Here is a 21,722-nt window from a genome sequence, read left to right on the forward strand (position 1 = left end):
TTTCTCGCAATTGCTGTTTTGCGATAAAACAAATTAACTTTATTTTTACAGCTCCAAGAAACAACAATGGCTATTTATAAATTTAAAATTACTTTCGAAGATTTTGATGATGTTGTAAGAGAAATCGACATTAAATCTAACCAGACATTCGAAGATTTACATAAAGCAATCCATAAATCTACTGATTACAATGCCGAAAAACCTTCATCTTTTTACGTAAGTACCGATAACTGGCTAAAAGGCGATGAAATTGCTTACTTACCCAGCGAACGTAAAAAAGACAGAGTTGTTTTGATGGAAAATTCGAAGCTTAGCGGCTTTATTGAAGATCCGCACCAGAAATTTTATTATACCTATAACTTCGATCGTCCATACGATTTCCACGTAGAGCTGGTTAAGATTATTTTAGATGCCGACCCGCATATTGAATATCCTTTTTTAGCTAAAAGTTCAGGCGAAGCGCCTAAAATTCTGGAAAGAAATAGCCCACAGGCTGTTGATCCGCGTGGCTCAAGTGCTTCAGCAAGCGAATTTGATTTCCTTAATGAAATGAATTTCGTTCCTGAAGATACCGATGAACTTGAAGCTATGGGCGAAATGGGCATTAATGAAGAGGAGCGTGATGAAGATGATGAAAATGATGAAAATGAAGACGAGTTCGGTAACGAGTTTTCTGATAATGAAGGCTACGATGATGACGGCCATAAAGACGACTACTAGAAATTTCAAGCTTAGTTTTTAAAATATTTTAACTGTCGGATAAACCCCATCCGGCAGTTTTTTTATACCTTAACCTTATGCCGCATAATAAGAACAAAAAAACTTTATTGGTTATTGTTGGCCCTACAGCCATTGGCAAAACGGCTTTGGCTATAAAAGTTGCTACACATTATAAAACAGAAATACTATCGGCCGATTCAAGACAGTTTTATAAAGAAATGGAAATTGGCACAGCTAAACCCGACGCGGCTGAGTTAGCTGCTGCAAAACACCATTTCATCAATTCCCATTCAGTAGATGAATTATTCAGTACTGGCGATTTTGAAGTACAGGCACTAAAAACGATAGAAACTATCTTCCAAAACCACGATTTGGCCGTAATGGTTGGTGGCAGTGGTTTATATATTAACGCTGTTGTAAATGGCCTGGATGAAATGCCGGAAATAGATCTCGCAATCCGTGCAAAATTAAATAAGCAGTTTGAGGAAGAAGGTTTACAGGTAATCCAGGATCAGCTTAAGCAGTACGACCCTGAATATTTTGAGAAAGTAGATCAAAATAACCCTCAGCGTATGATCAGAGGTTTGGAAGTATTCCTTTCAACCGGGCAGAAACTTTCCTCAATGCTTTCTGCTACAAAAAAACAAAGACCTTTTAACATCATTAAAATAGGTTTGAACACCGATAGGGCTCAATTATATAGTAGCATTAATCTTCGGGTAGATAAAATGATTGAAAACGGGCTTTTAAATGAAGTCAAATCTTTAGCCCATTATAAAGATTACAATGCCTTAAATACAGTGGGATATAGTGAGTTTTTTGATTACCTGGATAACAAAACAACTCTTGATGATGCTATTGCTGCTGTAAAGCAAAACACTCGCCGGTTTGCAAAAAGGCAACTAACCTGGTTTAGGAGAGATGATGAGATTAATTGGTTTGAACCTCACGATATCGATAAGGTGATAAAACTTATCGATATGAAGTTGCTCGATAGCCAATAAAAAAGGGCTCCTGATCGGAACCCCTTTTTCTTAGCATTTAATTTATTTAATTAGGAAACTTCACGCCTCTGTATTGTGTAATATCAATAGTAGGAATATTTGATCCATATTTACCATTGATGGCATCAACAAAAACATTGGCTATAACAGCATTTCCACGAGGCGTTAAGTGAACTCCATCAAGTGAAAACGCACCACCAGTGATAAATGAAGCGTTAATGCCTATGCCTTGAATCATAAGTCCGGTTTTAACCTGGTTAAGATAAGTATAGGTATCAGCAACAGCAAGTCCTTTACTATCGGCCAAAGATTTAATGCTGCTATTGTAGCTGGTTACATAATCTTTAACTTTTACAATTTCATCTTTATCAAGTACCCAGTTATTTGCAATAGGGTTTAAAGGATGTAAACCGTAAGGTATACCCGCTGAATTTACTACACCAAATAAACCAGCAGATTGAAATGGCAAGCGGATTAAATCCTCTGCGGTTGCAGCCCGAACTGCACCTGTTCCGGTTTGAATATAAATTGCAGCTGCAGCCGGATTGATCGCCTTAGCGGCATTTAAAAGTGCAGCAACGGTAACCGTATTGAAATATGGTATCGCTGTTACATCTGGAATTGTACCTACAACACCTTTTTGTCCTCCGGCAGTCAATGCATTCACTAAATTTGAATACAATAATGCAAAAGTAGATTTATCCGTTAAAACGTTCGTAGCATCGGTAGTTACACCACCATTGGTTGCCCAGCCCAACGCGTCATTATTCCCTAACCATAAAGAAAAGAAGGTATGATTTCTACCTTGAATAAATTGAAAATAAGTGGTTGTACCAACCTGCGTATCGGTCAATAAACGCTCAAGGTAAGGATTGGCGGCACCATAAGCAGCAGCAAAGGCTAAATCGACACGCATACCAGGAATACCCAAATTCTGTACCTCACCAGAATACTTGGTTAAATGAGTTGCATCACGATAGGCAAGGTTAGTTGTAACACTGCTAATGGTTGGTGTGCCATTAACCAATGCAGTAAGTGCTAAATACCCGGAGCCATTAGCCTGTGCATCGGTAAAAAAGGGTGAAGTAAAACTTCCACCACCAACAGTTGCCATTTGTGCTGCAATTAAATTTGGATACGCAACTTTCTGCCCTTCAAGGTAAAGTCCGCCATCGGCAAAGCCCGAGGTTAGGGAATTACCTACGGCAATGTATTTACTAAAGTTCGCCTGACCAGCAGTAGTACCTGCTGTAGTATCAATTTCAGGTTTACAAGCTGCAGCAAAAAGAATAACAGCAGCTAAAAAACTATTTAATATATATTTTTTCATTTGTGATTCTCCTACCATTTATAAGTTAATGAAATACCCGGCGCATAAACTAATGTTTTAAATGTACCATCCAATCCGGTTTCTAAGTTCTTTTGTTTACGCGATTTAACATCTTCAAAAAAGAATGATGCATTAACTTCAAAATGACTCGTAGGCATATAACCGATACCTGCACTCAGGATATAACGGTCAGCATCCGGAGCTTCTGGCGTTACATAGCCATCTTGTACCGGACTAAAAGCATAACCTACACCGGCTCTTAAAGCAAGTTTATCTGATGCCTTATGATTCACACCTAGTTTAAATGAAGAACCATCACGGTAATTACGGGCAGATTTAGTATCAGCCAGTGCCGATGTATTAATTGCATAATCGAAAGCTAATTCTTTATAAACTCTCCATTGTACCCAACTGGCATCAAAAGCCAAAGTAGTGCTTTGAGAAAGTGGTATACCAATACCTAATGTTGTTGTAGATGGTAATGGTAGTTCTGCGTTAAATGTATTTCCGGCAGGGAATGATGTTCTTAAAGAGTTAGGCACATCAAATTCTGCTGTTCCGCCATCTAACTTGGTTACAACCTTTGATTTATGAACTACAGCAAAAGTGATATTACTTAAGGTATTGATATAAATACCAGCATTCCAGCCATAACCTTTTCCTGTACCTTCTAATGTAGCATGTCCAGATCTTCCATCAGGAAAATTAACCGGTAAGGCCCGCTGAAGATTTACTTCACCATGGTTATAAACAAATCCTGCACCGATACCGATTCGATCTGTAATTTTAACGCTTAAAGTAGGTTGGAAATAAATTGCTTTTAGGTTTAAGGAAGTTAAGGCATATTTTCCAGACCAGTCGTTGCCCCAATCTACCATCCCACCAAATGGCGTGTAAACACCTAATCCTAATTTCCATTTATTCGATTTCGGTCCCCAAACAGCATAAGCCTCAAAAGGTGGCGCTATTTTATTTTTTACATTTTCAGTTATATTCGAACCACTTCTTTGGAAAGCTGATTTAAACAATAATGGGTTAACGCCTGCTGAAACTGAGTTTTTCTCTAAGAAACTAACTGCACCAGGGTTATAAAATACAGAAGCTTCATCCAATGCCAACGCCGAACCTGCTCCGGCCATACCTATTTGCTTTTGCCCTTGTAAATTAACCTGGAAACCCTGCCCCAAAACCCATAATGGGGCGGATAGTAATACGCTCAATAAAATTTTTTTCATTTATATATGGTTATAGCACAAATGTATACTATGCTAACATAGTAATCAAGTATTTGTTTGAGAATGTTAAAAGAAAATTATGCTTGGGCAGTAGGTCCGCCAAATCCCATTGGAAACGGAGGCTCTTCCTGTGTTTTAATCCGGCCGTTAACGTGTTCAAATTTTTGGATATTATCTTCCAGCGCCGTTAACAATCGTTTTGCGTGTTCTGGTGTTAAAATAATCCTCGATTTCACTTTAGCCTTTGGTAAACCCGGCATTACGCGGATAAAATCAAGAACAAACTCTGTATTGCTGTGTGTGATGATGGCTAGATTTGAAAAAATTCCTTCGGCAACTTCTTCTGATAGCTCTATGTTTAACTGGTTTTCGTTCTGCTGTTCTTCCATGGGTAAGTTTATAATTAATTGATATACTATTAAAATAAGTGCTTTTAAAGTTAGTACTAAAGTACGAGGGTTTAAAATTATTTAAACAAAAAAGGGTTGTTCCTTTACGAAACAACCCTTATTAAGATTATGGAATATTTATTAAGCCTCTACTTCTTCTTGTTTTGAAGCTAATAATTTATCGTACTCTTCCTGAGAACCAACGATGATTCTTTCGTAACCACGTACACCAGTTCCTGAAGGAATTAAGTGACCAACGATTACGTTTTCTTTCAAGCCTAACATGTTATCACGTTTACCTGCAATTGCTGCCTCATTCAATACTTTCGTAGTTTCCTGGAACGAAGCCGCAGAAATGAACGATTTAGTACCTAATGATGCACGTGTAATACCTTGTAAGATAGAACTTGCGGTAGCTGGTCTTGCATCACGAACCTGGATTTGTTTTAAATCCTTACGTTTCAGCTGAGAGTTTTCATCTCTTAATCTACGTAAAGAAACAATTTGTCCTGGTTTGAATTCTGTAGAATCACCTGCGTCTTCAACAACTTTCTTGTCGTACATCGCATCGTTTTCTTCAGAGAAATCCCAACGGTCAACAGCATTATTTTCTAAGAAAATAGTATCTCCCGGATCCTCAATGTGAACTTTCTGCATCATCTGGTGAACAATCACCTCGAAGTGTTTATCATTAATTTTCACACCTTGTAAACGGTAAACCTCTTGGATACCATTTACTAAGTATTCCTGAACTGCTGCAGGTCCTTTAATAGCAAGGATATCAGCAGGAGAAATTGAACCATCAGATAATGGCATACCCGCTTTCACAAAGTCGTTATCCTGTACAAGGATGTGTTTCGACAATGGAACAAGGTATTTTTTAACTTCACCATCTTTCGATTCGATTGTAATCTCACGGTTACCACGTTTAACGCCACCTAAAGTTACCACACCATCAATTTCAGTTACTACAGCTGGGTTAGATGGGTTACGCGCTTCAAATAACTCTGTTACACGAGGTAAACCACCCGTAATATCTCGGGTTTTACCAGTTGCACGAGGGATTTTCGCGATAATCTGACCGGTTTGAATTGCTTCACCTTCATCAACTGAAACGTGGGCACCTACCGGAATGTTATATCCTTTAATTAATTCGCCTTTTTTATCAACGATTTGAACTGAAGGGTTTTTAGTTTTATCACGTGTATCGATAATTACTTTCTCACGGTGACCAGTTTGCTCATCCGATTCTTCACGATAAGTTACCCCATCGATAATTGCATCAAACTGAGCTTTACCCGCAAACTCTGAAAGAATTACGGCGTTATATGGATCCCACGAACAAATCTTATCACCTTTGGTAACTTTGTCTCCTTCTTTAACAAATAAGAATGCACCATAAGGAATGTTGTTGGTAACGATAACTCTACCGCTTCCTGGCTCAACAATTCTAAATTCACCTGAACGGCCTAATACAACTTGTACAGTTCCGTCTTCAGTTTGTGTATCTACAGTACGAATATTCTCGAACTCAACAACACCATCAAATTTAGCTACGATATTAGATTCAGCAGCAATGTTCGATGCAGTACCACCCACGTGGAAAGTACGTAATGTTAACTGTGTACCCGGCTCACCGATTGACTGTGCAGCAATTACACCAACAGCCTCACCTCTTTGAACACGCTTACCAGACGCTAAGTTACGGCCATAACATAATGCACAAACACCACGTTTAGATTCGCAGGTTAATACCGAACGGATTTCGATACCTTCCAATGGCGACTCATCGATTGCTTTCGCTAAATCCTCGTCAATATCCTGACCAGCAGATATTAAAAGCTCACCATTTAATGGATTATATACATCGTGTAATGAAGTACGACCTAAAATTCTGTCATATAATGGCTCAACGATATCTTCGTTATCTTTTAATGCAGTTGTATACATACCTCTTAATGTACCACAATCTTCATCGTTAACGATCATATCTTGTGCAACGTCATGTAAACGACGGGTTAAGTAACCCGCATCCGCCGTTTTTAACGCCGTATCCGCCAAACCTTTACGGGCACCGTGGGTAGAGATAAAGTACTCTAATACAGATAAACCTTCTTTAAAGTTTGATAAGATCGGGTTTTCGATGATATCGCCACCTGAACCTGATTTTTGAGGTTTCGCCATCAAACCACGCATTCCGCAAAGCTGACGAATCTGCTCTTTAGAACCACGTGCTCCCGAATCAAGCATCATATACACCGAGTTGAAACCTTGGTTATCAGATGATAACTGGTTCATAACGAAAGTGGTTAACCTGTTGTTGATACGGGTCCAGATATCGATAATCTGGTTGTAACGCTCGTTGTTGGTAATGAAACCCATGTTATAGTTGTTTCTTACCTCTTCAACTTCGTTTGCAGCCTGCTCTAATAATGTATGTTTTTCAACCGGAATGTTTACGTCTTGTAAGTTGAACGATAAACCTCCCTGGAATGCCATTTTAAATCCTAATTCTTTGATATCATCTAAGAATTGAGAAGCACGTGCCATACCTGTCATTTTAACTACTTCACCGATAATATCTCTTAACGATTTTTTAGTTAATAATTCGTTGATATAACCTACTTCTTCAGGAACCAATTGGTTGAATAATACTCTACCAACAGTAGTTTCTGTTAACTTATTAACGATAGAACCATCAGCTTGTTTAACATTTACTCTTACTTTGATAAATGCGTGTAAGTCTAATTCTTTTTCGTTATAAGCGATGATAACTTCCTCTGGAGAGTAGAAGCTAGAATCCTGTCCTTTTACAACTCTTGTTTCATCAGTTCTGCGGCCTTTAGTAATATAATAAAGACCTAAAACCATATCCTGAGAAGGTACTGTAATAGGTGTACCGTTTGCAGGGTTTAAGATGTTGTGTGCAGCTAACATTAATACCTGGGCTTCCAAAATTGCTGCGTTACCTAAAGGTAAGTGAACAGCCATCTGGTCACCGTCGAAATCGGCGTTGAATGCGGTACAAACTAATGGGTGTAACTGGATTGCTTTTCCTTCAATTAGTTTTGGCTGGAAAGCCTGAATACCTAATCTGTGTAACGTAGGTGCACGGTTTAACAATACCGGGTGACCTTTTAATACGTTCTCCAGGATATCCCAAACTAAAGGATCTTTTCTGTCAACAATTTTCTTAGCAGATTTAACTGTTTTTACAACACCACGCTCAATCATCTTACGGATGATGAATGGTTTGTAAAGCTCAGCAGCCATATCTTTAGGAATACCGCATTCGTGTAATTTAAGGCTTGGACCTACAACAATTACCGAACGTGCCGAGTAATCCACACGTTTACCTAATAAGTTTTGACGGAAACGACCTTGTTTACCTTTCAGAATATCTGAAAGTGATTTTAAGGCACGGTTACCTTCAGTTTTTACCGCGTTAACTTTACGTGAGTTATCGAATAACGAATCTACAGCTTCCTGTAACATACGTTTCTCGTTACGTAAAATTACCTCTGGTGCTTTAATCTCGATCAAACGTTTTAAACGGTTGTTACGGATAATTACACGACGGTATAAATCATTTAAATCTGAAGTAGCGAAACGACCACCTTCTAATGGCACCAACGGACGTAATTCTGGTGGAATAACCGGAACGATTTTAACAATCATCCACTCAGGGCGATTCTCGATACGTGTATTGGCGCTACGGAAAGCTTCAACAACCTGAAGACGTTTTAAAGCCTCATTTTTACGCTGCTGAGAAGTTTCGTTTGCTGCCTGGTGACGTAAGTCGTAAGATAAAGTATCTAAATCAATACGTTTTAATAAATCTTCTAATGCTTCAGCACCCATTTTGGCGATGAATTTATTAGGATCTTTATCATCTAAATATTGGTTTTCTTTAGGTAATTTATCTAAGATATCTAAATATTCTTCTTCAGTTAAGAAGTCCATATAGTTGATACCCTCCTCGGCCATTAAGCCCGATTGGATAACTACGTAACGCTCGTAATAGATAATTAAATCTAATTTTTTAGTAGGTAAACCTAATAAATAACCGATTTTGTTTGGTAAAGAACGGAAATACCAGATGTGCGCAACAGGAACCACCAAAGCGATGTGTCCCATACGCTCTCTACGTACTTTCTTTTCAGTTACTTCAACACCACAACGATCACAAACAATACCTTTATAACGGATACGTTTATATTTACCGCAATGACATTCGTAATCTTTTACCGGACCAAAAATACGCTCACAGAACAAACCATCACGCTCAGGTTTGTAAGTACGGTAGTTAATGGTTTCTGGTTTCAACACCTCACCACTTGAACGCTCCAGAATAGTTTCAGGAGACGATAAGCTAATCGTGATTGATGTGAAATTGCTTTTTAATTTATTATCCTTTTTGTAAGACATATCTTTTTGTTTTTAGTAGCAAGTACCTGGTATCAAGTATCAAGATTGGATTACCCGTCTTGATACTCAATACTTTATACTTAATACTTAGTCTAACGTAATATCTAAACCTAAACCGCGTAACTCATGTACCAATACGTTAAACGATTCTGGTACACCTGGAGTTGGTAGGTTCTCACCTTTAACAATGGCTTCGTAAGTTTTAGCTCTTCCGATAACATCATCCGACTTAACGGTTAAGATTTCCTGAAGAATATTAGCCGCACCGAATGCTTCTAATGCCCAAACCTCCATCTCACCAAAACGCTGACCACCGAACTGGGCTTTACCACCCAATGGTTGTTGTGTAATTAATGAGTATGGTCCGATTGAACGGGCGTGCATCTTATCATCAACCATGTGACCTAATTTCAACATGTATATAATACCTACAGTTGTAGTCTGATCGAAACGCTCACCTGTTAAACCATTGTATAAGTAAGTTTTTCCTGATGCAGGAACGTTGGCTTTAGCAATCCACTCTTCAACCTCATCATGCGTAGCACCATCAAAAATCGGAGTAGCGAATTTCACACCCAATTCTTTACCGGCCCATGCCAATACGGTTTCGTAGATCTGACCAAGGTTCATACGTGAAGGTACACCCAGTGGGTTCAACACGATATCAACCGGGCTACCATCAGCTAAGAAAGGCATATCTTCATCACGTACAATACGTGCAACAATACCTTTGTTACCATGGCGACCTGCCATTTTATCACCAACTTTTAATTTACGTTTTTTAGCAACATAAACTTTCGCCATCTGTACAATACCTGATGGAAGCTCATCACCTACACTGATCGCGAATTTATCGCGTTTGTAAGCACCAAGTTCCTCATTAACACGGATGCCATAGTTATGCAACAACATTTTAATCAGCTCGTTTTTATCATCATCAGTAGTCCATTTGTTAGGGCTAATGTGGTTATAATCAAGATCTGCTAAAATTTTCTGCGTAAATTTAGCGCCTTTGGCAACTAATAATTCTTTGTAAATATTAAATACACCTTGCGATGTTTTTCCATTTACAATAGTGAATAATTTGTCAACCAATTCTGCTTTTAACTTATCGCTTGCGTTGTTATAGCCTTTATCTAACTTCTCAATTGCCGATTTCTCTTCAGCTTTTGTAGTTTTCTTAGCACGGCTGAATAATTTAGTATCAATTACCACACCCTGGATTGAAGGAGGAGTTTTTAAAGACGCATCTTTAACATCACCTGCTTTATCACCAAAGATTGCACGTAGTAATTTCTCTTCAGGCGAAGGATCAGACTCACCTTTAGGTGTTATCTTACCAATTAAAATATCACCTTCTTTTACATCAGCACCAATACGGATAATACCATTTTCATCAAGGTCTTTAGTAGCCTCTTCTGAAACGTTAGGGATATCTGGTGTTAATTCCTCTTCTCCACGTTTTGTATCACGTACTTCTAACTCAAACTCTTCAATATGCAATGAAGTGAAAACGTCATCACGAACAATACGTTCGTTGATTACAATCGCATCCTCAAAGTTAAAACCTTGCCAAGGCATGAATGCCACTTTAAGGTTTCTACCCAATGCCAATTCACCGTTTTCAGTTGCATAACCTTCGCAAAGAACTTGTCCTTTGGTAACTTTCTGGCCTTTTTTAACAATTGGCTTTAAGTTGATACAAGTATTCTGGTTGGTTTTCTTGAATTTAATTAAACGGTAAGTTTTGCTATCACCTTCAAATGAAACTAAACGATCATCTTCGTTACGCTCGTATTTAATAGTGATCTCGTTAGCATCTACATATTCTACAACACCATCACCTTCTGCATTGATCAAAGTTCTTGAATCGCGTGCAACACGACCTTCCAAACCTGTACCTACAATTGGTGCTTCAGGACGTAACAACGGTACGGCCTGACGTTGCATGTTCGATCCCATCAACGCCCTGTTCGCATCATCATGTTCTAAGAACGGAATCAACGAAGCAGCAATTGAAGTGATCTGGTTAGGTGCTACGTCCATCAAGTCTAATTTCTCAGGCTCAATAATCGGGAAGTCACCCTCATAACGTGCTTTAACACGTGGTGTAACGAAAACTCCTTTATCATCATATTCAGCATTAGCCTGAGCGATGGTTTTACCATCTTCATCTTCAGCTGATAAATAGATAACGTCTGAATCTACTACTACTTTACCATCTTCAACACGTTTGTAAGGTGTTTCAATGAAACCTAAATTGTTGATTTTTGCATGCACACAAAGTGATGAAATCAAACCAATGTTTGGTCCCTCAGGTGTTTCAATAGTACATAAACGACCATAGTGCGTATAGTGAACGTCACGAACCTCGAAACCAGCACGCTCACGTGATAAACCACCTGGACCTAAAGCTGACAAACGACGTTTGTGTGTAATCTCTGCCAGTGGATTCGTTTGATCCATGAACTGAGATAACTGGTTCGTACCAAAGAAAGAGTTGATTACTGATGATAACGTACGGGCGTTAATCAAATCAGTTGGTGTAAACACCTCGTTATCGCGAATGTTCATACGCTCACGGATAGTTCTTGCCATACGGGCTAAACCTACACCGAATTGTGCATATAATTGCTCACCTACCGTACGTACACGACGGTTTGATAAGTGGTCAATATCATCCACCTCTTCTTTAGAGTTGATCAATTTGATCAGGTATTTAACAATTGCAATAATATCTGCTTTCGTTAATACTTTTACATCATCCGGAGTATCCATTTTCAATTTACGGTTGATGCGGTAACGACCTACATCCCCTAAATCGTAACGTTTATCTGAGAAGAATAAACGATCGATGATACCACGGGCAGTTTCCTCATCAGGTGGTTCTGCGTTACGCAAAGCACGGTAGATGTTTTCAACAGCCTCTTTCTCAGAGTTTGATGTATCTTTTTGTAATGTATTATAAATAATGGTATAATCAGCCTGACTAGCACCGTCTTCTTTTGATAAGATGATACTTTTTACACCAGCTTCAATTACCAAATCGATATGTTCGTCTTCTAAAATAGTTTCCCTTTCAAGAACTACCTCATTACGCGGGATCGAAACTACCTCACCAGTATCCTCATCAACAAAATCCTCAATCCAGGTACGTAATACCCTTGCTGCTAACTTACGGCCGATATATTTCTTTAATCCTGATTTACTAACTTTTACTTCGTCAGCAAGATCAAATAATTCAAGAATGTCTTTATCCGAATCGTAACCGATAGCACGTAATAAAGTGGTAACCGGGAATTTTTTCTTACGATCGATGTAAGCATACATTACGTTGTTAACGTCTGTAGCAAACTCGATCCATGAACCTTTGAAAGGAATAACACGTGCAGAATACAATTTGGTTCCGTTAGTGTGACGGCTCTGGCCGAAGAACACACCCGGAGAACGGTGTAATTGCGAAACGATAACACGCTCCGCACCGTTGATAACAAATGTACCTTTTGGTGTCATATAAGGAATAGTACCTAGGTACACATCCTGAATAATGGTTTCAAAATCTTCATGTTCAACATCGTTACAAGAAAGCTTAAGCTTTGCTTTTAATGGAACATTGTAGGTTAAACCACGCTCGATACACTCGTGAATGTCGTAACGCGGCGGATCAACAAAATAATCAAGAAACTCTAATACGAAGATATTTCTCGAATCTGTTATTGGAAAGTTTTCAGCAAACACTTTAAACAAACCTTCGCTCGAGCGATCGTCTGATGTGGTATCTATCTGGAAAAATTCTCTGAATGATTGCAATTGCACATCCAGAAAATCCGGATAGTCTATAATGTGCTTACTAGTTGCAAAATTTACTCTTTGTTCGACTGTCTTTGCCAATGGACTAAAAGATTTTAGTTTAAGAATAAACTATTTGTTTGGTTCGGGTTTGAAACTTTCTCATCAACCAAGCAAAATGAGAAGTTTATAAACAGGTAAAGACACCGACATTTTCAGTCGGTGTCTAATACATTTTTAGCTTAGCTAAATTAAGTGATTACTTAATTTCAACTACTGCTCCAGCTTCTTCTAATTGTTTTTTAAGAGCTTCTGCTTCGTCTTTAGCAACACCAGCTTTTAATTCTTTTGGTGCACCGTCAACTAAGTCTTTAGCTTCTTTTAAACCTAAACCAGTTAAGTCTTTAACAAGTTTTACAACTGCTAATTTCTGACCACCAGCTTCTTTTAAGATTACATCAAAAGATGTTTTTTCTGCAGCAGCAGCAGGTGCATCACCACCAGCAGCAGGACCAGCAACTACAGCAGCAGCTGCAGGCTCAATACCATACTCATCTTTTAAGATTTGAGCTAATTCATTAACTTCTTTTACTGTTAAGTTTACTAATTGCTCAGCAAACGCTTTTAAATCTGCCATTTTATTAAGATTTTAAAAATTTACGTGTAATAATTTTGTTTAATTTGCGAACTTAAGGTGTTCGTTAACCTTCTCTCTCTTGTAGAGTTTTAACAATTCCTGCAATTTTGCCACCGCTTGATTTAAGGGCAGAAACAACATTTTTAGCTGGCGATTGTAATAATCCAATGATATCTCCAATAAGCTCTTCTCTTGATTTTAAGCTTACTAAGTTATTCAATTGATCATCACCAACGTATACTGATGAATCTATGTATGCCGCTTTAAGCACTGGTTTATCAGATGTTTTTCTCAAAGCTTTAATCAACTTTGCCGGAGCATTAGCTGTTTTTGAGAATAATAAAGATGATGAACCTTTAAGGGCTTCATATATCTCTGAAGAATCGCCTTCTAAACCTTCAATCGCTTTACGGATTAAAGAGTTTTTAGCAACTTTCATTACGATATCACCTTCGAAACATTTACGACGGATATTATTAACCTGCTCAACAGAAAGGCTAGATGTATCAGCAATATAAAAATTGCCATACTCTTGCATTTGTCCTTGTAGTTCTAAAACTACTTCGTTTTTTTCTTCTCTGTTCATGATTAAATCCCCGCTACTGATTTGGTTTCAATTGCAATCCCAGGACTCATTGTAGAAGACACGTGAATGCTTTTAAAATAAGTTCCTTTTGCAGCAGATGGTTTTAATTTAGAAATTACCTGAATTACTTCTAAAGCATTTTCATAAATTTTCTCTGCCGGGAATGATACTTTTCCTATCGAGGCGTGTATGATACCTGTTTTGTCTACTTTAAAATCAATCTTACCACCTTTTACGTCAGTTACAGCTTTACCAACTTCGTTAGTTACTGTACCTGATTTTGGATTTGGCATTAAGTTACGAGGTCCTAAAACACGTCCTAACTTACCTACCTTAGCCATACAAGCTGGTGTTGTGATAATAATGTCTACATCGGTCCAACCACCTTCAATTTTAGCCACATATTCGTCTAAACCTACGAAGTCTGCGCCAGCTGCTTTTGCTTCTTCTTCCTTATCAGGAGTTACTAAAGCTAAAACACGTACAGTTTTACCTGTACCGTGTGGTAAAGTAGCAATCCCACGAACCATTTGATTGGCTTTACGTGGATCTACACCTAAAGAAACATCAATATCAACTGATGCATCGAATTTAGTGGTAGTGATTTCTTTTACCAAAGCAGCAGCAGCTTGTAAAGTATAAGCTTTACCAGCTTCTATTTTAGCATGTGCCTTTTTTTGATTTTTAGTTAATTTCGCCACTGTTGTAAACTTTTTTTAATTAATTTTTCCAGGGTGCGTCACCAGAAACGGTGATTCCCATACTGCGTGCTGTTCCGGCAACCATACTCATTGCTGATTCGATTGTAAATGCATTTAAATCAGGCATTTTATCTTCAGCAATAACTTTAATCTGGTCCCAGGTCACCGACCCAACTTTTTTACGGTTAGGCTCAGCAGAACCACTCTGTAATTTAGTAGCATCTTTTAACTGGATAGCTACAGGAGGGGTTTTGATGATGAAATCGAATGACTTATCAGCATAAACAGTGATTACAACCGGCAATACTTTACCTGCTTTATCTTGGGTACGAGCGTTGTACTGTTTGCAAAACTCCATAATGTTCACCCCTTTAGCACCTAATGCAGGTCCTACTGGTGGCGATGGATTTGCAGCTCCGCCTTTGATCTGTAATTTGATCATCGCACTGATTTCTTTTGCCATTTTGTGTTTTTTATTTATTTAAAACTCAATGTTAAATAGTGGAAGCATGTAACATTTTATTTCCCTTCAATTCCTATAAAACTAAAAGGACTGCAAAGATATGAATAATCCTGCAGTCCCACAATATATTTTGTAAAATAAATTTTACTCTTTTTCTACTTGCATATAGTTAAGCTCAAGTGGCGTTTTACGACCGAAAATCTTAACCATAACTTTTAATTTTTTCTTCTCTTCGTTTACCTCTTCGATAACACCAGTGAAACCATTGAACGGCCCATCCATTACTTTAACGTTTTCGCCAACGTAATAAGGAACATTCATCATTTCGCCCTGCTCGCTCATTTCATCAACCACACCTAAAATACGGTTAACTTCTGCCTGGCGCATTGGGATTGGATTACCGGCTTTATCGCCTAAAAATCCAATTACACTATTTATTCCTTTAATAATATGTTCTAACTCACCATCTAATGTTGCTTCGATTAAAACATAACCAGGATAAAAATTACGTTCTTTGGCTATTTTCTTGCCATCTTTCATCTGGTAATATTTTTCCATTGGTATCAATACCTGTGGAACCAGATGAGAAAAGCCTAAACGACTAATCTCAGCATCAATATACTGTTTTACCTTTTTCTCCTTACCGCTTACAGCTCTTACAACATACCACTTTAAAAGATCGCTCATTAGTATATTAATTAGAAAGTGATTTGTAAAAAGTATCTAACACGAAAACAGAACCTTTATCCATTGCAAAAATAATTAATGCAATAATTAAAGAGGCTACCAAAACAAGAACCGCTGAGTTCTGAAGCTCTCCCCAGGTAGGCCATGTAACCTTCTGAGTCATCTCATCGTACGATTCTTTTATAAACTGAACTACTTTAGCCATATCGATTATAATGATTAAATGATTGAGCTAGTGAGCGAAAGAAAAGTAACATCCAATCCTTTAAACATCCACTAATTCAATCATTATTTTGGCACGGGAACAAGGATTCGAACCCTGATCAAAGGTTTTGGAGACCTCTATTCTACCGTTGAACTATTCCCGTGTGTATAAAAAAGAGCTAGCCTAAACTAGCTCTTTTTATATTATTGTTAGCTTAAAATTAAGCTAAGATTTCAGTTACCTGACCAGCACCTACTGTTCTACCACCTTCACGGATAGCGAAACGTAGACCTTTTTCCATTGCAATCGCGTTAATTAATTTAACTGTGATTGTAACGTTATCACCTGGCATTACCATTTCAGTACCTTCAGCTAGTGAGATCTCACCAGTTACGTCTGTAGTACGGAAATAGAACTGAGGACGATATTTGTTGAAGAATGGAGTGTGACGACCACCTTCTGCTTTTGATAATACATAGATCTCAGCTTTGAAATCTGTGTGAGGAGTTACTGAACCTGGTTTACAGATTACCATACCACGACGGATATCAGTTTTCTCAATACCACGTAATAATAAACCTACGTTATCACCAGCTTCACCGTAATCTAAGATTTTACGGAACATCTCAACACCAGTTACTGTAGATTTTAAGTTCTCAGCACCCATACCTAAGATTTCAACTGGATCTCCTGAGTTGATTACACCACGCTCAATACGACCTGTAGCAACAGTACCACGACCAGTGATTGAGAATACGTCCTCAACAGGCATTAAGAATGGAAGATCAGTTAAACGTGGAGGAATTGGAATGTAGCTATCAACAGCTGCCATTAAGTCCATAATTTTTCCAACCCATTTTGGATCACCGTTTAATCCACCTAATGCTGAACCTTGGATTACAGGAATATCATCACCTGGGAATTCATAGAATGATAATAATTCACGAACTTCCATTTCTACTAATTCTAATAACTCAGGGTCATCAACCATATCCACTTTATTCATGAATACAACTAATGAAGGTACACCTACCTGACGAGCCAATAGGATGTGCTCACGAGTTTGTGGCATTGGACCATCTGTAGCAGCAACAACGATAATTGCACCGTCCATTTGAGCAGCACCAGTTACCATGTTCTTCACGTAATCCGCGTGACCTGGACAGTCAACGTGTGCATAGTGACGGTTAGCTGTTGAATACTCAACGTGAGCTGTATTGATTGTAATACCTCTTTCTTTTTCCTCTGGAGCAGAGTCAATAGATTCGAATGAACGTGCCTCAGATAAACCTGCATCAGCTAAACATTTTGTAATAGCTGCTGTTAAAGTTGTTTTACCGTGATCGACGTGACCGATTGTACCGATGTTTAAGTGCGGTTTACTGCGGTCAAATTTTTCTTTTGCCATTTTATTTATAACTAATTAGTAGGTTAACTTTTTTATTATTTTTATTTATTGTTTTGATGCAATGCAACACAAAAAACCTTGTCTACTCTGTTTAATTTAACAGATTTAACAAAGCTTCTTTTACCTGAGCCAAAGATGGGACTTGAACCCACGACCTCTTCCTTACCAAGGAAGTGCTCTACCGCTGAGCTACTTCGGCTTTTCCAGTTTTCAGTTCCCAGCCCTCAGTTTTCAGTAAACTGTCAACTGTAAATTGCCAACTGCTCAACTTTATTATGGAGCGGAAGACGAGGTTCGAACTCGCGACCTATAGCTTGGAAGGCTATCGCTCTACCAACTGAGCTACTTCCGCTTCTAGATTTACGATTTTCAAAATTATGATTGACGATTTGCATCGTCAACCTAAAATCTTAAATCTAAAATCATTTGTGGGGAGAGAAGGATTCGAACCTTCGAAGTCTTACGACAACAGAGTTACAGTCTGTCCCATTTGGCCGCTCTGGTATCTCCCCATCTTTTTACTTTCAATTTCAACCTATCAAATCTCAATTAAACTTTCGCTTAATCTAACATCATAAATCTACAATCTTAAATAAAAATGAGCCTCCTATCGGAATCGAACCAATGACCTACTGATTACAAGTCAGTTGCTCTACCAGCTGAGCTAAGGAGGCTTTTATTTTTTATGCTATGTTTAAAAAAACTCGTTTCTCAAACAATTGAATGCATTTTTTATAAAATATTATACTTTCACAGAACTACCCATTTCTTCTTTGGGGTAACCCCCTTTCCGAATTGGAATGCAAATCTACACATTTATATTTCTATTCAAAATAAATTTCAAAAAAAATTAGCGAGCCTTTTAACCCGCTAATTTTTTATCTAAATTTTAAAAAAATATTTACTTAATAATCAGATATTTCGCTATCAATTAAAACAGCTTTCTGCTCACTATTTTTTTTTCTTGTTTTTTCTTTGTGTTTGGTAATTTGCTTCCTTAACGACTCAATTGCCAGGTCCGTGGCTTCCTCAAATGATTTACATTGTTCTTTAGCGAATAAAGTTCCACCCGGCACAATCAGCTTAATCTCGCTGATTTTATTGGCTTCGTCTTCTACGTTCTCTAATTTTAAATACACTTCACCACTAATGATCTGGTCAAAAAACAGATCCAGCTTATTCGCCTTCTTCTGTATAAAGTCTAACAACTTACTGTCTGCATTGAAGTGGATTGATTGAACTCCGATTTTCATTTTTCCTCCTTTTTTATGCCTTTGGATGGGCTTGTTTATAAATTGTTTTTAATCTTTCGATTGAATTGTGTGTGTAAACCTGCGTTGCAGCCAAACTGGCGTGGCCCAGCAACTCTTTAATAGCATTTAAATCTGCACCGCCATTAAGTAAACTTGTTGCATAACTATGCCGAAGCACATGCGGACTTTTTTTATCGTTAGTGGAAACCAGACTCAGGTAAGAATGCACAATACGATATATTAATTTCGGATAAGCCGCAGCACCCGTATTGGTAACGATCAAGTTAAGCAAATTGTTATTAAACTTTTGCAACTTTTTTAACTCAATATAGCTATTTAACTGATTAATAAGCGGTTTATTTACCGGAACAATCCGTTCCTTATTTCGTTTACCAATAACCTTTATAGTGCCGGCATACAAATCAAAATCAGTTTCCTTTAAACCGATCAGCTCAGCTAAACGAATCCCTGTACCAAAAAGCAATTCAATAACCAGATGATCCCGTTTCGAATTAAAATCATCAGCAAAAAAACCAGCTCCATCTAATAAATGATCCAGCTTTTGCGCTTCCACAAAAACAGGTAAACGTTTCGGTATTTTAGGTGCCTTAATTAATTGCATTGGATTTTGCACAAGCTTATCCTCCCGCAATAGAAATTTATAAAAACTCCTTAAAGCCGATATCTTCCTGTTAACTGTATTTTCTGATGATTTTTGCTCCATTAAATCAACCATGAAGCTCCTGATATGGTTATGCGTGGCCTCTGTTAAACCCAGGCCGAATGTTTCACGGATATAGTTTTCAAACTGACTCAAATCAGCCTGATAAGAGGTAATGGTATGCTGAGAATACCTTTTCTCGTGTAATAGATATGTTAGAAAACTGTTCAGCAACATTAAATATATATTAGTACCTCACTAGAATTGAAGTTACTAATTGTTTTAACATTAAGAAATTATTAACAGAAAATTTTACATAAAAAAAATGCCCTTAGAAAATTCTAAAGGCATTTAGTATTATTATATAGTGTAACAACTATGCAGTTGTATCCTGGTTCATGTTTTGAATATAAACAGCATGTTTAATTTCAGTACGACGAGCTACAGATTTTTTCTCGTATGCCTGACGGCTACGTAGTTCTCTTAATACACCAGTTTTTTCGAATTTCTTCTTGAAACGTTTAAGGGCTTTATCTAATGATTCGCCGTCTTTAATATTGATAATGATCATAACGCTGAAATACCTCCTCTCGTGGTTTTTAAAATTTCCTTTATTGTAAGGGCTGCAAATGTAAGTAAAATTCTAACAACTAGAAAATGTTTCAGTAAAAAAATCACTATACAATTTACTGTTCATTAAGCAATTAAAGAAAAAAAGAAAATGCGCTGAAAAATTCAGCGCATTTTCTTCTAAACGGAATACGGGTTTAGTTATCTGTCATCAACCTGTTGTACAAAAGTTCAGACTGTGAGATGGGGAAAATGTACCTTCTGTCGCTTGGTGGAACGGCAGAAACTGTTCCTTTTGCAGGTAAATCCAGGCCCAACCTCAGCAAATCCGGACTCCTTAAACCTTCACCCAGGAATTCAATATTTCTTTCTTTCAGAAATGCATCAAACAAAGCCTGAGGATTGGCAAAGTTTGCAGCCGTGAAAGTTGTACTCGCATCCGATCGTTGCCTTACCGCGTTTAGTAAACTTATTGCCCTGGTATCAACTGAGTTGGTACTTCTGGCAATTGCCTCACCCAAACTTAATAACACTTCGGCATAACGGATTACCGGTACGTAATCGCTGTATGGTGAACTTGGAAATTTAGCCATTAACTGACTAGGCACATTAGCTACCGTAGCTGAAGTAATCAGCCCCCTTCTAGCATCAGTTGTTTTCCAGCCAGCATCAGCTACAATACCTGCATCGTTTAACTTATATTCCCTTACCGAATAAAAATAAGAACCTAAAGCAGTTTGTCCGCCAACAATGTCTGCGCCAACAACCATTGGCGATGAAAGTATAGACTCGGTTGTTGTGTATGGGGTTTTGTAAACATTGGCCACTGTAGCCTGCAAAGCATTAGCAACACCGGTTGTAGCCGTATACGGTGCATTTGCACTCACAATTTTATTGGCTTCGGTAATTACATCAGCGTAGCGCTGCATACTTAAATAAACCCTGGTTTTAAACGCAATAGCCGTATTACGATGACCACGCACTGTATTATCGTAAGCGCTTGTATAACTCAAAGGCAAAGCCGTTTCAGCATCATTTAAATCCGTAAGGATTTGTGCATAAACCTGCCCTACCGTACTTCTTGCAAGATCATAATCACCCGCTCCGGAGTTACCTTTTAACCTTAAAGGAAGCCCTGGCTTACTACCATTTCCATCCCAATAAGGCCTTGCATATAATTGCAACAAACTATAGTAAGCAATTGCCCTTACCAGTTTTGCTTCAGCAACATAATTTGCAGCCAGTGCAGTACCAACGGTAGCCGACCCACCCGCAGCCATACCATCAATAAATAAATTGCAGCGGTTAATTACAGAATAGGCTGCAGCCCATAAACCGGTTACTTCCTGTGCATTATTTGATGTTGTAAAATTCCAGACCTGATAAGCGGTCACGGCATTGGTGGTTAAGTTGATGTAGTTATCCGCCCTTACTTCATTATATACTATATAACGACCTCCGTAGAAATCACCGGCCTTTAAGCCTGAGTAAATCCCTAAAACCTGTGCTTTAATCCGGTCGGGTGTACTAAAAGACGATTCGAAATCCACGGCATTAACCGATTTTGGATTTAAATACGACTCCTTTCTGCATGATGTTGCCATTACAGCTACCATTGCCAGTGTATATATTAATTTTCTTTTCATGCTAATAATC

18 protein-coding genes and 5 tRNA genes are annotated in these 21,722 nt (G+C 38.1%); 2 read left to right on the forward strand and 21 right to left on the reverse strand.

Translation table 11 applies throughout. From position 1 onward, the window contains the following. Window positions 1-66: 66 nt before the first annotated feature. On the forward strand, window positions 67-720 hold the full coding sequence (locus R2R71_RS15730) for an IS1096 element passenger TnpR family protein (RefSeq protein ID WP_316832238.1): 654 nt from the start codon (window positions 67-69) through the stop codon (window positions 718-720). 77 nt (window positions 721-797) lie between these two features. After that, the gene (gene miaA / locus R2R71_RS15735) at window positions 798-1,724 is read left to right on the forward strand and encodes a tRNA (adenosine(37)-N6)-dimethylallyltransferase MiaA (protein ID WP_316832239.1); all 927 of its coding nucleotides are present in this window, start codon (window positions 798-800) and stop codon (window positions 1,722-1,724) included. 46 nt (window positions 1,725-1,770) lie between these two features. Here the strand turns inward: miaA and R2R71_RS15740 are convergent, their stop codons facing one another. From R2R71_RS15740 to R2R71_RS15840, 21 genes are all read right to left on the reverse strand, one after another. After that, window positions 1,771-3,054 (reverse strand): G-D-S-L family lipolytic protein, encoded by a 1,284-nt coding sequence (locus tag R2R71_RS15740; protein WP_316832240.1) that lies wholly within the window; start codon window positions 3,052-3,054, stop codon window positions 1,771-1,773. A gap of 11 nt (window positions 3,055-3,065) precedes the next feature. Next, window positions 3,066-4,289: an OmpP1/FadL family transporter gene (locus R2R71_RS15745; RefSeq protein ID WP_316832241.1), complete on the reverse strand. Its 1,224-nt coding sequence runs from the start codon at window positions 4,287-4,289 to the stop codon at window positions 3,066-3,068. A gap of 77 nt (window positions 4,290-4,366) precedes the next feature. Next, on the reverse strand, window positions 4,367-4,678 hold the full coding sequence (locus R2R71_RS15750; RefSeq protein WP_316832242.1) for a DUF3467 domain-containing protein: 312 nt from the start codon (window positions 4,676-4,678) through the stop codon (window positions 4,367-4,369). A gap of 141 nt (window positions 4,679-4,819) precedes the next feature. After that, complete coding sequence (rpoC, locus tag R2R71_RS15755; RefSeq protein ID WP_316832243.1) at window positions 4,820-9,106, reverse strand: DNA-directed RNA polymerase subunit beta'; 4,287 nt, start codon at window positions 9,104-9,106, stop codon at window positions 4,820-4,822. Window positions 9,107-9,193: 87 nt separating this feature from the next. After that, on the reverse strand, window positions 9,194-12,997 hold the full coding sequence (rpoB, locus tag R2R71_RS15760) for a DNA-directed RNA polymerase subunit beta (RefSeq protein ID WP_316832244.1): 3,804 nt from the start codon (window positions 12,995-12,997) through the stop codon (window positions 9,194-9,196). A gap of 157 nt (window positions 12,998-13,154) precedes the next feature. Continuing rightward, window positions 13,155-13,532, reverse strand: a complete 378-nt coding sequence (rplL, locus tag R2R71_RS15765; protein ID WP_010601097.1) for a 50S ribosomal protein L7/L12 — start codon at window positions 13,530-13,532, stop codon at window positions 13,155-13,157. A gap of 64 nt (window positions 13,533-13,596) precedes the next feature. Beyond that, entirely contained in the window at window positions 13,597-14,118 is a 522-nt protein-coding gene (rplJ, locus tag R2R71_RS15770; protein WP_316832245.1) for a 50S ribosomal protein L10, read from the reverse strand. Window positions 14,119-14,120: 2 nt separating this feature from the next. Beyond that, entirely contained in the window at window positions 14,121-14,819 is a 699-nt protein-coding gene (gene rplA / locus R2R71_RS15775; protein WP_316832246.1) for a 50S ribosomal protein L1, read from the reverse strand. A gap of 19 nt (window positions 14,820-14,838) precedes the next feature. Further along, entirely contained in the window at window positions 14,839-15,282 is a 444-nt protein-coding gene (gene rplK, locus R2R71_RS15780) for a 50S ribosomal protein L11 (RefSeq protein WP_090773375.1), read from the reverse strand. 144 nt (window positions 15,283-15,426) lie between these two features. Then, window positions 15,427-15,969 carry a transcription termination/antitermination protein NusG gene (nusG, locus tag R2R71_RS15785; protein ID WP_316832247.1) on the reverse strand — a complete coding sequence of 181 codons (543 nt, stop codon included), beginning with the start codon at window positions 15,967-15,969 and terminating at the stop codon, window positions 15,427-15,429. A gap of 7 nt (window positions 15,970-15,976) precedes the next feature. Further along, window positions 15,977-16,174: a preprotein translocase subunit SecE gene (gene secE, locus R2R71_RS15790; RefSeq protein WP_056092816.1), complete on the reverse strand. Its 198-nt coding sequence runs from the start codon at window positions 16,172-16,174 to the stop codon at window positions 15,977-15,979. 89 nt (window positions 16,175-16,263) lie between these two features. Beyond that, window positions 16,264-16,337: transfer RNA gene (locus R2R71_RS15795), tRNA-Trp, on the reverse strand. A 57-nt stretch (window positions 16,338-16,394) separates the two neighbouring features. Then, entirely contained in the window at window positions 16,395-17,582 is a 1,188-nt protein-coding gene (gene tuf / locus R2R71_RS15800) for an elongation factor Tu (protein ID WP_316832248.1), read from the reverse strand. A gap of 127 nt (window positions 17,583-17,709) precedes the next feature. After that, window positions 17,710-17,781, reverse strand: a tRNA-Thr gene (locus R2R71_RS15805). A 77-nt stretch (window positions 17,782-17,858) separates the two neighbouring features. Then, window positions 17,859-17,934: transfer RNA gene (locus R2R71_RS15810), tRNA-Gly, on the reverse strand. Between the two features lie 77 nt (window positions 17,935-18,011). Further along, window positions 18,012-18,094 (reverse strand) — tRNA-Tyr (locus R2R71_RS15815). An 89-nt stretch (window positions 18,095-18,183) separates the two neighbouring features. Continuing rightward, window positions 18,184-18,256, reverse strand: a tRNA-Thr gene (locus R2R71_RS15820). 231 nt (window positions 18,257-18,487) lie between these two features. Continuing rightward, window positions 18,488-18,835 (reverse strand): ribosome hibernation-promoting factor, HPF/YfiA family, encoded by a 348-nt coding sequence (hpf, locus tag R2R71_RS15825; RefSeq protein WP_316832249.1) that lies wholly within the window; start codon window positions 18,833-18,835, stop codon window positions 18,488-18,490. A gap of 13 nt (window positions 18,836-18,848) precedes the next feature. After that, on the reverse strand, window positions 18,849-19,733 hold the full coding sequence (locus R2R71_RS15830; protein WP_316832250.1) for a tyrosine-type recombinase/integrase: 885 nt from the start codon (window positions 19,731-19,733) through the stop codon (window positions 18,849-18,851). A gap of 139 nt (window positions 19,734-19,872) precedes the next feature. After that, window positions 19,873-20,067, reverse strand: coding sequence for a 30S ribosomal protein S21 (gene rpsU, locus R2R71_RS15835; protein WP_086549247.1), 195 nt, complete (start codon window positions 20,065-20,067; stop codon window positions 19,873-19,875). 196 nt (window positions 20,068-20,263) lie between these two features. Further along, window positions 20,264-21,712, reverse strand: a complete 1,449-nt coding sequence (locus R2R71_RS15840) for a RagB/SusD family nutrient uptake outer membrane protein (protein ID WP_316832251.1) — start codon at window positions 21,710-21,712, stop codon at window positions 20,264-20,266. Window positions 21,713-21,722 lie beyond the last annotated feature (10 nt).

Origin of the sequence: Pedobacter aquatilis, from assembly GCF_032678405.1 — a bacterium.
Lineage (GTDB): Bacteria > Bacteroidota > Bacteroidia > Sphingobacteriales > Sphingobacteriaceae > Pedobacter > Pedobacter aquatilis_A.

Excerpts from the sequence above, each read along its gene's own strand:
- R2R71_RS15730 (WP_316832238.1), top strand. The coding sequence starts at position 67 with ATGGCTATTTATAAATTTAAAATTACTTTCGAAGATTTTGATGATGTT.
- miaA (WP_316832239.1), top strand. The coding sequence starts at position 798 with ATGCCGCATAATAAGAACAAAAAAACTTTATTGGTTATTGTTGGCCCT.
- R2R71_RS15740 (WP_316832240.1), bottom strand. The coding sequence starts at position 3,054 with ATGAAAAAATATATATTAAATAGTTTTTTAGCTGCTGTTATTCTTTTT.
- R2R71_RS15745 (WP_316832241.1), bottom strand. The coding sequence starts at position 4,289 with ATGAAAAAAATTTTATTGAGCGTATTACTATCCGCCCCATTATGGGTT.
- R2R71_RS15750 (WP_316832242.1), bottom strand. The coding sequence starts at position 4,678 with ATGGAAGAACAGCAGAACGAAAACCAGTTAAACATAGAGCTATCAGAA.
- rpoC (WP_316832243.1), bottom strand. The coding sequence starts at position 9,106 with ATGTCTTACAAAAAGGATAATAAATTAAAAAGCAATTTCACATCAATC.
- rplL (WP_010601097.1), bottom strand. The coding sequence starts at position 13,532 with ATGGCAGATTTAAAAGCGTTTGCTGAGCAATTAGTAAACTTAACAGTA.
- rplJ (WP_316832245.1), bottom strand. The coding sequence starts at position 14,118 with ATGAACAGAGAAGAAAAAAACGAAGTAGTTTTAGAACTACAAGGACAA.
- rplK (WP_090773375.1), bottom strand. The coding sequence starts at position 15,282 with ATGGCAAAAGAAATCAGTGCGATGATCAAATTACAGATCAAAGGCGGA.
- nusG (WP_316832247.1), bottom strand. The coding sequence starts at position 15,969 with ATGAGCGATCTTTTAAAGTGGTATGTTGTAAGAGCTGTAAGCGGTAAG.
- secE (WP_056092816.1), bottom strand. The coding sequence starts at position 16,174 with ATGGCTAAAGTAGTTCAGTTTATAAAAGAATCGTACGATGAGATGACT.
- tuf (WP_316832248.1), bottom strand. The coding sequence starts at position 17,582 with ATGGCAAAAGAAAAATTTGACCGCAGTAAACCGCACTTAAACATCGGT.
- hpf (WP_316832249.1), bottom strand. The coding sequence starts at position 18,835 with ATGAAAATCGGAGTTCAATCAATCCACTTCAATGCAGACAGTAAGTTG.
- R2R71_RS15830 (WP_316832250.1), bottom strand. The coding sequence starts at position 19,733 with ATGTTGCTGAACAGTTTTCTAACATATCTATTACACGAGAAAAGGTAT.
- rpsU (WP_086549247.1), bottom strand. The coding sequence starts at position 20,067 with ATGATCATTATCAATATTAAAGACGGCGAATCATTAGATAAAGCCCTT.
- R2R71_RS15840 (WP_316832251.1), bottom strand. The coding sequence starts at position 21,712 with ATGAAAAGAAAATTAATATATACACTGGCAATGGTAGCTGTAATGGCA.